Here is a 13,942-nt window from a genome sequence, read left to right on the forward strand (position 1 = left end):
CGCCATGTTCATGGCCTCGAGCTCGCCGAGGATGGCGCTGTAGCTCACCCACGGTGCGCTTCGCCGGTCGGACTCGATCATCCGCTCCGACAGGCCCAGCCGCCCCGTCCAGCGCCGCCGCACCGAGTCGTCGAGCTGCTTCCGGATCTCGTCGATCGCCCGGCGCGCGTCGGCCGGGTCCTTGAACGCCGCCAGGCCGCCGAACGACGTGCCCTTCTCCCGCAGGAAAGCGAACACCTCGCCGAGCGATTCGTTCGCGGAGAGACCGAGCACGCTCCGCCAATGCGCCGCCCACTTCGCATACCGCGCCTCGACCTCGGGGGTGACAACCCGGCCGTCCTCGTCGGTCAGCGAGGCGAGTTCCGAGTGCACGAACGCGGCGACATCGGCCGGCTCGGCGTTCCGCCGGAGGGACACGCCGAAGAGGTCGGCGGCCGACATGCCGATGCCTTCGACCAGCTTTTCGATGTTTCCGGGCACCACACCGGTGTTCCGGATCAGCCGCAGGATGTCCGGCAGGCGCTCGATCCCCAGCGAGCCGACCGCATCGCGCAGCTGTTGCCGGTCGATCAGCTCGCCCATCGGGGGCTGCCTCAGATCCTCGAATTCGTGGGCGTCGGTGTTCACCGCCAGGTCGAGGTAGTCCGGCCGCACGTCGTGGGTTTCCGCCCACTGCCGGGCTTCCTCGAGCAGTTCGTTCCCCGGCTGCTCCCACGGCACCCAGTCCGTGGTGAAGTCACGCGCCTCGACGATCTCGTGTTCGGCGGGTTGCCGGTCGGCGAAGAACCGGAACACCTCGTGGTTTTCCCAGCCCAGCTTCCGTGCGATGGCACCGGTCATCCCGGTGACACGGTCCGATTCGAGCATGTCCGGCAAGAAGCCGTGCCTGATGCTGTCGAGGAGGGCGGTGAACGGTTTCAGGCCGTCGGGATCGGCTCCGTGGCGTACCGCGAGTCCGTAGAACTCCTTGACCGGCACCCCGAGTTGCTTCGCCACGCCCGGAAGGTGATCGGGGAGGCGGTGAATCCGGATGCTGTACTTACGCAGCTTCTGGAAGTTCGCCAGCGTCTTGGTCCGACCGAAGCCGGGAAGCATGTCCCACAGCCGCTGGTAGTCGTGCAGCCATGGCCTGTTCAGCTTGTCCTCGCTGACTTCCTCCAGCGTCAGCCCGTGGTCGCGAGCGAGGCGGATCCACTCCACCAACCGCGCCGCGTCCTCGGGCGAGCGCTGGTCGAGGTGGGCGAAGGTGAGAGCCCGTCGCCGCAGCACCTCGAACAGGTCCGCGATCGACTCGCCGGGGAGCATCCCCAGCCGCCGGCGTTGCCTTTCCTCCCACCCGGGGTAGTGCGCGACCACCGCGTCCACGAGCGGGTCGGATCCGTCACCGGGCCTGCCCTTGAGCACGAGGTACTCGGACAGCAGGAACGCCTGGATGTCCCGCGGGCTCCGGTAGCCCAGCCGCGCCGACGCGGCCAGCATCTGCTCCGGGCGCATCTCCGGCATGCCTTGCGCGGTGGCCACCCGGGTCAGCTCGTCCGGAACCCCGCCGAGATGCAGGCTCAGCGCGAGGAGCGGTTCCTCGTGCCGGTCACCCATCGTCCGGAGCAGGCCGTCCAGTTTGGCCTGTGCGTTCTGGTCGTACCACGGTTCGGCGTGGACCTGCTCCCGTAGCTCCAGCAGATTCATGCCGAGGCCGTCCACGTCGAACCACAGACGCTCTTCGTCGGTGACGCCGGCCCAGTCCCTCGCCGCGGTGAGCAAGGAATCGTAGTGGTCCGGTCCACCGAGGGCGGGCTGACGATCGGCGAAGAATTCCCAAACCTTCGTGGTGTTCCACCGCAGATCGAACGCGAGGGACCTGACGAGGTTGCCGGCCTCCCGGAGGAGCCCGAAGTCGGGAGCCGTCCAGTCGTCGCCCTTCAGGCTTTCCAGCAGCGCCTTGAACGGCAGCAGGCCCCGCGGCACCGCATGCAGCGTCGCGGTCGCGCCGAAGAAACGGCCGACCGGCACGCCCGCTTCTTCGGCCACCTTGGGAATCTCCGTGGGAAGCCGGTCCATCCGGGTGCTGATCTGCCGCAGCTCGGCGAAATTCTCGCGCGTGGGCGCCACTTCGATCTCGGCCAGCAGCCTCGTGGCGCGGCCCGGCCGCATCGTGGGGGTGCGCAGGGTGTCCCGCACCACGTCCCCGGGCTCCAGGCCCGGTATCCGCCGGGCCCACCAATCACTGAGCCACCGGTCGACCTCCGCCGGCCCCAGGTCCTTCGCCGCCTGGCTGAACAGCCAGAAGATCCACCGCGGCCGCACCCTTTCGTTCTGGTAAAGGGCGAAATGCTTCAGAGCGTGCGCGCGAAGGACCCGGGCGAGTTCGCGTGGGTCCGGCCGGTCCCCACCGTCGTCCGGACGCGCCGCGCCGGCCAGCCATTCGAGGTGCCGCGGGTCCATTTCCAGTTCGTCGGCGAAATCGAACCAGTACCGCGTCCCTTCGGCGATCCGGGCCGGGTCCTCCCGGTGGGCCATCTCCAGGAACTCGGTGGGCACCCGGCCGAACTTCTCGCTCACCCGCACCACGTCGTCGACGGGAAGACCCGCCCGGACAAGCTTTTCCATCTCGCCCGGCTCGAACCAGGCCTGCTGAGCCAGTTCCGTGAACTTGTCCCGGCCGATACCCAGCCGCGCCGACCACTCCTCCACCATCTCGGGCGAGGCGTACGGATGGTCCTCCCAGCGAGGGAGCGGCACGCCACGCTCGCCGGGCGGCGCCGCGTCGTACTTCGGCAACTCGTGTGCGGGTGCCGTGAGCAGGGCCCGGGCCAGCACGTCCCCGTCGGCAGCCAGCATCAGCCGGCCCGGCCGGTCCACGCCCCACTGGGCGATTTGGGCCAGCACGTCTTGCCGGGCGGTGTGAATCTCTTCATGGTCTTCGCCCTCGTGCCCGGCGAGCACCGTGAGGTCGCGGTACTCGCTCAGCAGGCGTGCGAAGGCCGCCGCCCGGTCACCGGTGCGGACCTCGGGCGTGTCCTCCAGGAAGTCCGCGATCAGCTTGCGCAGGTGCGGACCCGACCCCGCGAGTGCCGCCAGGTGTGTCACCGGGAAACCCAGCCGCGTGCTGAGCTGGGCGTACCGGCCCAGTTCGGCGCCCCGCGCCCGCAGATCCTTCTCGATCTCCTCGACGATCCGTTCCGCGTCCCGTTTGGCCGACCGCCCGAGCACGACGCCCTCGCGCTGGACGACGCGGGCGAAATCGTCCCGGAACGCCACCAGGTCCGCCGGCCGTGGTTCGAGCGCCAGGCGCCTGCGCTGGTGGTACTCCATCAGCAGAGGCCGCACCTTCGCGCTCAGCAGAGACGCCACCTCGCGCACCACGTCACCGTTGGGCAGTCCCACGAGCCCGGCCAGTCGGTTCGGGTCGTCCGCGAACTTTTCCGCGAGCCGCACCCATTCGTACCGTTCCCGGGCGAACGCGGACGGGAGGCCGTGCAACAACTCCGGCGACACCGCGCGGGGGCCGGTGATCCGTTCCAGCACCGGCAACTCGTCCGCGCCCCACCCGAACCGGTCGGCCGCGCGGACCAACAGACGGAGGTCGCCGTCGGTGCGGACCCCGTACGGGCGCAGGCGTTGCCGCAGGCCCTCCGCCAACTCTTCGACTGTCGGCGCGTCACCGGCCGCACGCGCCACCTCGGTCAGGTGCGGAGCCAGCGTCCGCAACCGGCCCGGTGCCTCACCCACCAGATGTGCCAGCTCAAAAGCCGTCCGCGTGTCCGGCAGTCCGGCTTCACGCGCCAACCGCGAGGCGTCGTCGAACACCCGGATCGGCGATTGATCGTGCGCCCGCGCGAAATCGGCCAGACGGTGCGCATCGGGCCCGCCCAGGTGCCCCGCGAAGCGATCCAGCCCGACCGGATGACCTGACGCGGCGGCGTCTTCCTCGAACGACTCCACGGCCCGCAGCGCGTCGGGTCCCCATTCCTCCCGGTCCGCGAGGTCGACCAGGTGGCGCACGTCGTCGTCGGTCCGGACACCGAAGTGCGCCAACCGTTCCCGCAGTCCCGTGGCCAGATCCGCGCCGGCCAGCCGCGTGCCACCGGCCTCGGCGACGATCTCCGCCAGGTGCGGCGCCAGCACCCGCATCCGGCGCGGGTCCGCGCCGACCTGCCGCACCAGTTCGAAAGCCGGGCGCAAACGCTTCAACCCCGCGTCGGCGGTCAGCCGCGAGACACCACGGAACACCACCTGCGGCGCCTGATGCAGCGACAGCGACAAGTCGGCCAGACCGTGCGCGTCCGCCTCGCCCAGCCGATCCGCGAGACGCAGCAGGGCAGCGGGTTTCGTGGCGGGATCCAGAGCGGTCAGTTCCGCGAACCGCGGCTCGGAGAGACCCAGCCGTCGCGCGGTCGCCGAAGTGGCCAGGTATTCGGCGCGGGCCCGTCGGTCGTACGACGGCGGAGCCCCGGCGTCCCGGCCCGCACGTCCTCTGTCACCGACCAGATCCGGCCGCCGCTGCGCCTCCGCCTCGTGCGCGGGTTCCGCGGCGGACGGAGAGTCGCCGGCCGAGCCCTTCGTGTGGAGCTTGAACCACACCTTGACGTCCGAACCCCGGAGATCCGGCGAGGTCCCCTCCGCGGGGTCGGGGAAGCCGACCATTTCGACGCCGTCGTGGTATTCCACGAACATCGCATGCCCCACACCGTCCTTTTCGGACAGTGTGATGACCGACCCCTCGGCGCCGGGCCCTTCGGCCCGAAGGCGAGCACGCACCTCGTCGAAACCACCCGGGACCAGCCGGTAAGTCCCGCCGCTGAGCTCGCGCTCCAGCGCCGCCGTCGGCTGCGGCCCGTCCGTCGCCGGTGCCTCGAACCGTTGTGGAGCTCCCGCCCGCTCGGCCTCCCGGCTCTTGACCATCTGCGTCAGCGCGGGCGCGCAGTTCAAGGTGTGACCGGGCATGCCGATCGCGTACCGCATCCGGTTGATCCCGGCCACCGACGGGCGAACCAGGTCCACGTAGCCGTAGCGCGCGAACTCCTCGCGGAAGGCCGCGTCCGCCTTGATTCGATCCGCTTCGGCCGCCAGGTCGCTCCGGAGGTCGTCGATCCGCTCCCGGGTAACGTCCTCGATCGGCCCCAGCACCCGCTGCACCGGCGCGAGCGGCGTGTGTTCGTCGAGTCCGAGGCGCTGCCGCTGGCCGGACGCCCACTCCGGGAACCGGGCGACGACCTCCTCCGGGTCCACGCTTCCGTCCGCCCGGCGCACGGTCGGGCCGGCCGAGGCCACGAACGCCGCGATGACCTCCGGGTCGCCCATCAGCCGCGTCGCCATCGCCAGCATCCGGAACGGCGTGACCCCGATGGTCTCGGCCGCCTTGCCGATATCGGGAAGCTCCCCGGCATCGGCGCGTCGCCCGGTCACCCGCGCCAGCCCCACGACGGTCGGCAGGTGCTTGCGCCCGACCGCCTCGACGACCTTCGTCAGGCCGGTGAGGTCGGCCTGCTCCACCAGGATTTCCGGCAGTTCGTCGATGCCGCGCTCGGCGACGGCCTCGCGGACCTGTTCGCCGTCGATCCACCAGGCATGGGACAGGCCGTCGAATTCGCGTTGGCGCGCGGGCCTCGTGCGGTCCACGGCAAGCGCCATGCCGAGGTAGTCAGGCCGCACACCGGTTTCGCCTGCCCACTTTTGCGCGTCGCGGAGCAGGTCGTTCGTGGCGGGCCGTTCCCACGGCACCCACCGTTGCGCGAACCTCGACGCCTGAATGACCTCGTCCGGCGAGGGGCGCCGGTGGGCGAAGAAGGCGTAAACCTGCTGAGGCGTCCAGCCCAGGCGCGAGGCCAGCGTGTCGACCTTGTCCTCGGCGTCGGTGAGCGCGCGCCATTCCGTCGTGAACGCTTCGGGTTCATCCAGGCTGCGCAGCAGTTTGGGGAACGGTGCCAGCCCGCGCGGGTCGGCGCCGACCTGTGATACCAGACGTTCGAAACGACCGGGGTCCACGCCCAGTTCCGCCGCGACCTTCGCCGGCTCGTGGGCGACCGGAGGCTGAGCCTCACCCAGCCGCTGCCGGATCTCCGCGCCCACTTCGCGCAGCACGTCGCCGGACAACCAGTGCAGCTCCCCGAACATCTCACCGCGGTCGCGCAGAACCTCACCGACGACCTTGAGCGGAACGTCCTTCGACAGTCCCAGCGGCCCGCGCACCCGCTCCTGCCATGCCGGGAAGCGCTCCAGGACCTTGGTGGTGTCCACCCTCCCCCGCGCGTTCCAGACCACCGCGCTGCCCATCACCACGAACGCCGCGATGTCCTCCGGGTTCTCCCCCAGTTCGGCCGCCAGGCCGAAAAGCTGGATCGGGCGCATGTCCGCGTAGCCGGCGAGCCGCTCGATGTCCCGGGTCACGCCGGTCACCCACTCCGGCGACGGCTGCCGTTCGGCCAGGAACCGGTACACCTCCCCGGGCGGCAACCCGATCACCGAGGAGAGCCGGTCGACGCGGTTCTCGATTTCGTGCAGCGCCGCCAGGTAGCGCGCGTTGTAGGACCCGTCGCGGTCGACCAGCCGCCGGGGAGAAGACAGCAGATCCTTGAACGACGCCAAGGCCTTCGGGTCGGCGCCGAGTTCCCGCCCGAGGTCGCGCGCGATCCTGGTGGACCAGCCCTCCTCCGCCTCCGTCAGGTCCTGGGCCGCCGGTTTCACCGAGCCCCAGAACCGGTTGAGGCCGTCGATGAGGGCGTTACGGGTGTCCACCGCGATCCGGTTCAACGTTTCGACGGCGACGGGATCACTGCCCTGCGCCGCCTCGATCACCGCGCGGTCCTGCGGGGGAAGGTTCGCCACCAGATCGCCGAACTCCTGCTTGCCCGGCACCCGTCCCACGCCGTCGATGCCGTGGAACGCGACCTTCGCGATGCTCTTGGTGACGTTCATGTTCAGGCTGGTGGCGGCGTAGTGCGTGAGCTGGTCGGTCCACGTCTTCCGGGACGCGTGACTCTGGATCAGCTTCGTCAGGCCGGTCTCGTCTTCGCCCACCAGCTTGGCGATCCGGCTGCCGTCGGTCCGGACCGCCAAGCCGTCGTCGAAGACGGCGATCCCCTTCGACAACGTCTTGTGCCGCCAGTCGGGGTCGCGCTGTTTCAACAGCGAGTCGAGCAGCCCCTGGCCTTCCCTTGAGCCATAGGTGAACTTGCCCGTGTAAGGGTTCTCGGTACCGAAAGTGACGTCCTGCTCCAGCTGGGCGTCCTTGACGCGGACGAAGGTGTTGACCTCCGGGAAATACACGCTGCGCGGGTCGTGGATCGACATCGCCCGCCGCACGGTCAGGTCCAGCTCGACCGCCGCGTTGGCCAGGTCACCGTCTTCGGGGCGCAGCCGGTAGCCACCAGTGATCACTTCGGGCGCGGCGCCCCCGTTGTTCTTCACCCTCCCGTCGACCGCGTCGAAAAGCGGGCCCTTGGGCGTGACCATCGAATGCACGTCGGCGTCGCCGACGTGCAGATACACCTCGTTGCCCTGGCCCTTGCCCCGGATGTCCGAAATCATCCGTTCGGTCAGCGGATGGCGCGCGATGGTTTCCCGGATCGCGCCGTAGGGAATCGTCCTCTGCGAGATGAGGTCGGTGACCGGGTTCTTCCAGGTGAAGCCCACCACGGCCGCCGGGAACGTCCCGTGCTCTCCCCATTCCCTCTCGAACTCACGGACCTTCCTGGCGACTTCGGCTTCCTTGCCGTGGACTCCGTTGATGCCGATGACCAGGGCGAACCGGCCCTCGTGCGAATTCGGGGAGAATCCTTCCGCGTACTTCCTGGCGATGGCGGCCAGATCGTCGCCGGTGGTGGCGGGCACCGTCGCCACGATCCCCGAGGCGTCCCTGTTGCCCTCGTTCCGTTCACCCAGCGGTTTACCGACGAAACCGGTTTCGGCGACCGAGCGGAAACCGTAGTCCTTGAGGGCCTGATGCAGGTCGGGCTTGCCACCGATCACCGCGGGCGGCTCGGGGTCGTGCGCGATCAGGAGGGACGACTCGCGGGTCAGACCGTCGATGAGGGTGTTCCGGGTTTCGAGCGCGATCCGGTGCAACATTTCGGCGGCGACGGGGTCGCTGCCGTGCGCGGCCTCGGTCGTCGCGCGGTCGCTCTCGGAAAGGTTCGCCACCAGTTCGGACAGCTCCCGCTTTTCCGGCGCCGGTCCCCTGCCGATGCCTTGGAACGCGATGTCGGCCAGTGCCTCCGACAACTTCGGGTCGAGCTTCGTGGCGGTGGCGATGTATCGGGAGAGGTGGCCGGCCCAGGCGGACTTGGTCACATGACCGTTCCCGCCGGTGCGGGGGCCGTCGGCGTGGACCGACATGCCGGGGTCGAAGACGGCGAGGTCGCCGGACCGGCTCGCGGCGCGCCGTTCCAGCACCGAGGCGAACAACCCTTGCGCGTCCGGGAGGCCGTAGTCGAGCTTCGCGGCGCTCCAGATGCCGGCGCCGCGGTCGGCCACCCGGCGGCCGATCTCTTCGGAAAGCGTTGCCCAGTGCCCGGCGTCGACGAACGGAACGGGCTTTCCCATCGTCCCGTCGCGCAGCATTGCCGCGACCTTGAGCGGTACTTCGTCGGTCAGCTTGCGGCGCACGACATCCGCGCCTGCCGCCAGCACGTCGTCGTCGCGCGAGATCTCGTTGACCGCGCGGTTCACCGCGTTCGTCGTGACGGTGTCGACGACTCTCGACACGAAAGCGCCGGTGTCGAACCGCGGCGCCGCCGCGGTCACCGCCTCGGCGAACGTCCTGTCCTCCGCGAGCCCGTCGGCGACCTGCTGCCACAGCGCCCTGACCTGGTCGCCGGCGAACCAGGGTTGTTTGCCGGACGGCCGCCGCTCACCACCGTCTTCGGTTTCCCGCAGCGCACGAGCCAACGAGGTGAGCCGCTGGGTCAACGCCGCGTGCACGTGGTCGCGCACCGCCTCGCGCAAAGCGGAACCGGCTTCTCCGCCAGGGCCGTCCACGTCGAACACCCCGAACCGCGCATCAGCCGTGGCCAAGGCGGCGACCTGGTCCGCCAGGGGCCGGACCGTGTCGGCGAGCACGCCGTCGCCCATCGAATCGATCAGGTCGGCGAAGTCCGTCGCGGTGCGAGGGGGCTTCGCGCCGCGACCGGGCTGCTTCAACTGGTTGCTCATGGCGGCCCGGAGACGCGCGTCGTTGCCGGCCGTGCGCAGCGCCTCGACCACGTCCTTGACCAGCGCGGCGCGATCCACCGCGGGGACGCCCAGCCGCTCGATCTCCGTCGCCGCGATCCCGCTCACCGCGCTGGTCAAGGAGGCAGACGCCTCTTCGAAGGAAAGATTCCGCGCCGGATGCCCGAACCGGTTCAGGACGAAGCCTGGCTTGGCGTCCGGTGCTTCGGCCTCACCGGAACGGCTGCCCTGCCATTCCTGGACGTAGCGATCGAAGCGGCGGGCGAATTCGGGCAGGCTCTCGGCATCGGTGCGGGAAGCGGAGAGATCGGCGAGATCGGCGAGGTGCTCCTGGCGGCCGGCCACCTCGGGCAGGGCGAATCCCTCGCTTCCCTCCGGCACATAGGTGACCAGCGACCCGTCGGCGGCCGATTTCGCCAGCACGGTGAGGTAGTTGCTGCGGAGGTCGTGCGGGTGAACGGTGAGACTGCCACGGCTTGCCGCCAGCCGGATCTCCCCTTCGGCGGCCGCGGCGACGCGCAGGTAGTCGGCCACCGGAACGAGGAACGAACGCAGGACCGGCTTCGCGCTCGCGGCCCGGGCCGTTTCGCTCTGGCGCTCGGGGAGCAACTCCATCGCCCGCGACGGCCGCGTGGCACCCACCCAGGCCTGTGACCTCGCTCCCGGGGCCATCGTGACCTTGCCCGCCTCGTCCTGGTGGACATCGTTGAGCTTTTTCCCCGGCACCACGGCGGTGTAGATCCGGACGTAGTGCCGCCCGGCCACGGTCTCGACGTCGAAGTCACCCCGGCGCAGCGGAGGAGTCCCCGGACCGTCCGGTCCGTGACCGTCCTCACGCGACCGTCCTATATGGACGTTCTCGCGCGTGCCCAGGTACCCCGTTTTCCCGCCGTCCACGATGTGCACCGGCCGTCCGGCGGCAGGCCCGAACGCCGACCACGTGCCGTCCCGGCCGAGCACATGGATCCGCAGTCCCGTTGCGTCACCGAGGCGCGCGAGATCCTCGACGTCAGGGTGTTCCCGGCCGAACTCCTCCAGCTTCCCGGAAATGCGGGCGAACTCGCGCGGAGCGCCGGCCGGCAGGCTGCGCACGATGGCGTCACGGACGTTCTCCGCCCGGCTGCCCCGCGCGGGCACCACGGTCTCGAAATCATGCAGGTGGAGTTGCGCCCGCTGCTGAGGGCTGAAGGCGTCCCGCGACCCGGATTCGCCGCCACGGTCCGCGCCCGGCGCCTGCGAGTAAACGCTTTCCTGGTTCGCCCGCCAGATCAGGGCATCGACATCGCGCGCATCGGCCGCCTCGGCGTCCCGGAGGCCGAGGTTCGCGGCACCGAAGGTGACCTCGTCCTCGAGCCGGTCACCGTGCAGCCGCACGAAGGTGTTCCCCTCCGGGAAGACCACGCTGCGCGGGTCGACGTTCGCCATGGCCTGCCGGACGGAAAGGTCCAGTTGCGCCGCAGCATCGTCGGAAAGCGGTTCGAAGCCACCACTGATCACCTCGGGCGGGTGGTCGCCGTGACTCTTGACCGCCGTTCCGACCGCGTCGAAGAGCGGACCGTGGCGGGTGGCCATGGACCGCACGCCGGCATGGCCCACGTGCAGATACACCTCGTTGGCGCCGCCCTCCCGACGGATCTCGGAGGCGAACCGCTCCGTCAGCGGATGACGCGCGATCGTCTCACGGATCGCGCCGTGGGGAACCGCGGCCACCCCGTCCACCGGGCTCTTCCAGGTAAAGCCCACCACGGCCACCGGGAACTTGCCGTTGTCCCCCCACGCGCTCTCGAAATCCCGGATTTGCCGCTGGATTTCGGCTTCCCTGCCGTGAACGTCATGGAGTCCGATGACCAGTCCGAACCGGCCCTCATGCGAATCCCGGGAAAAGCCGCCGGCGTATTTCCGGGCCACCTCGACGAGATCGTCACCGGTGGTGGCCGCCACCGTCGCCACGATCCCGGCCGCGTCCCGGTTGCCCGCGTTGCGCGAGCCCAGCGGGCCACCGACGAAACCGGTCGTGGCCACCGACCGGAACGCGAAGTCTTCGACGGCCCGGTGGAACCCGGGCGTGCCACCGGTCGGCTCCGCCACCGTCGCGGAATCGTCGACGGCGGAGGCCGCGTCGAACAGGCCGTCCTCGACGTGGGCCGCCACCCGGCGGCCGACCTCGGCGGACAGCTCGGACCGGTACCCGGCGTCGAGGAACGCGAAGGGCTTGCCCATGGCCTCGTCGCGCACCGCGTCGCCCACCTTGGGCAGCACTTCATCGATGATTTTCCGGCGTAACTCGTCGGCGCCGATCGCGGTGAGGTCCTCACGCAGAAGTTCGTTGAGGGCGTTCCTGGCCAATCGCTTCAGCACGGAATCGGTGGCGGCCGTCACGAAGGCACCGGGGTCGAGCCGCGAATGCCCCTCGGCGAGGGCCGCGGCGAGGTCGCCGTCTTCCGCGAACGTGTCGACGACCTCGTTCCACACGGCCTGGCTTCGTGCCCCGCTGAACCATCCCGCTCGGTTGTCCCCCACCGGCAGTTCCTCCAGCGGGTGCGGCCGGTCGGCGTCGGCGGCCGTGAGCTCGTTCGCCAGCGAAGTGAACCGCTTCACCAGCGCGTCCCGCAGATGGTCACGGACCGTCTCGTGCAACGCGGAACCGCTCGCACCGGCCGGGGCGAACGCCCTGAACCGGGTATCGCGGACGACCATCGCGGCGGCCCTGTCCGCGAACGGCGCGACGGTGGTGGCGAGCGAACCGTTGTCCCCGAGCCTCGCGACCGCCTCGGCGAACTCCCGCGCGGTAGCCGGAACGCCGTTGTCGTCCGGTCCTTTCAGCTTGGCCATGGGGTTCAGGCGGTGGACATCGGCCTGGATGCCACGAAGGAGACCAGTCACGTTCTCGACGAGTTTGGCGGTGTCCACCGGTGGCGGGCCAAGGCGGTCGACCTCCGCCGCGGTCAGGTGGCGCAACGCATCGGTTATCTCGGCCGACACGCGAGCGAAGTCGAATTTCTTCGACAAAGGACCGAACCTGTTCAGGAAGAAGTTCAGGTCCCCGTCGGTATCCCGCGGTGGCGTGCCCGGAGAGCCCGCCAGGCCGGACGCGCGTTCGCGCCAGGTCTGGGCATACTGTCCGAGATCACGCGCGAGCACACGCAGCGATTGAAGGTCGTTTCGGAAATGGGCGGTCCCGTTCCGCCATTCGAACCAGGGATCGTGATAACGCCCCAGTTGGTCGGACACGAAGTCTTCCGGAATACCGAGTTTGGCGTAGAGATCGGCGAGATGCTCCTGACGCCCGGCCAGTTCCGGCAACGCGAAGCCCGCGCTCTTCTCCGGCACATAGGTGACCAGGGACCCTTCGAGGGCTGCCTCCTGCAACGCGACGATATCGTCGTGCCGGAAACCGAACTGGTTGGCTTCGGCCCTCCGGTCGACGCTGTCCCTTCGGATCACGTTCGTCGCGATGCGCAGATAGGTCTCCGACGGAACGAGGAACGACCGCAGGACCGGCTTCGTTTCCGGGTTTCCTGCCCACTCGTGCTGATACTTGGCGAGCCACTGCACCGCACGCCACGGACGCCCGCCACCCGACCAGAACCGGGAACCCGATCCGGTCCGTATCGCGATCTTGCCCGTCTCGTCCTGGTGGACGTCCTTGAAGGTGCTCCCTTCAGGCGCTGGATTGACCACCGCGGTGTAGAAGCGGACGTAGTGCCGACCGGCGATGGTCTCGATCTCGAAGTCGCTCCGATGGATCAGGTCGCCGGACCCGACGGCGGTCGACCCTGGGTAGGCGATGCCCGTCCGTCCGATCTGGACGGATTCCCGGGTGGCCAGAGGCCCGTTTTCGCCGTCGGCGACCAGATGCACCGGCCGCCCGGTGACCGGCCCCGAGGCCGTCCAGGTCCCGTCCTCTTCGAGCACGTGGACGCGCAACCCCGCGGCCTCACCGATCCGCGACAGATCCGTGACGTCCGGGTGTTCCCGGCCGAACTCCTCCAGCTTCCCGGAAATCCGGGCGAACTCGCGCGGCGCGTCCTTCGGCAGGCTGGTCAGGATCGCATGGCGAACGTTTTCCGCCGGGCTTCCCTCCGCCCGCTCCAGCACCTCGAAGCCGTGGATGTCGAGTTGCTCCCGCTGCGGGGCGTTGAAGGCGTCCCGGGACCTGACACCATCGGGCGGCGGGGTCTCCATGTCCTGCTGCCGGTCCGCGCGCCAGCGCCCGAACTCGTTCTGGAACGGCCCCTCCTCGGCCGTCCGCATCGTGAAGTCCTTGTCCTCGACGCGGCCGTCCGCCGCGATCACCGCATTGATCTGCGCGAGGGTCGAGAAGGTCTCCGCCTTGGCCATGAAGGCTTCGACCTCGCGGGGATCGACGGGCGCGAAATTCCCGATGTCAAGGGTCGCCTCCGGCCGGCGGTCCCCGGCCGGCTGGGCAAGCAGGCCGTCGATGAGGGCGTTCCGGGTCTCCACCGCGATCCGGCCCACCGTTTCGGCCATGCCGGCGTCGTGCTCGCGTGCCGCTTCGATCGCCACGCGGTCACTCTCGGAGAGGTTCGCCACCAGGTCGCCGAATTCCGCCTTCTCCGGCACCGGTGCCGTGGCGTCCCGGCCTTCGATGCCCTGGAAGGCGATGTTCGCCATGGCTTCCGACAGGCGGGGGTCGAGCGTCGTGGTGGTGGCGAGGTAACGGGAAATGTGCCCGGTCCAGGTGGCCTTGCCGGCGAAGCCGTCCGTCGGCGCCCTCCGCATGGTGGCGGCATGGTCGGTCAACCGGTCGGCG

The 13,942-nt window shown here is 69.8% G+C and carries 1 protein-coding gene (cut by both window edges); it reads right to left on the minus strand.

All 13,942 nt of this window come from inside a single coding sequence — locus tag ACFSXZ_RS30555, WXG100-like domain-containing protein (protein ID WP_378268860.1), on the minus strand. Of the gene's 76,785 coding nucleotides, 23,036 precede the window and 39,807 follow it; the stretch shown corresponds to coding positions 23,037–36,978, spanning codon 7,679 (partial) through codon 12,326 (complete); reading right to left, the first codon wholly in view occupies positions 13,939 to 13,941. Both codon boundaries (start and stop) fall beyond the window edges.

Source organism: Amycolatopsis pigmentata, assembly GCF_042684065.1.
Taxonomy (GTDB): Bacteria; Actinomycetota; Actinomycetes; order Mycobacteriales; family Pseudonocardiaceae; genus Amycolatopsis_E; species Amycolatopsis_E pigmentata.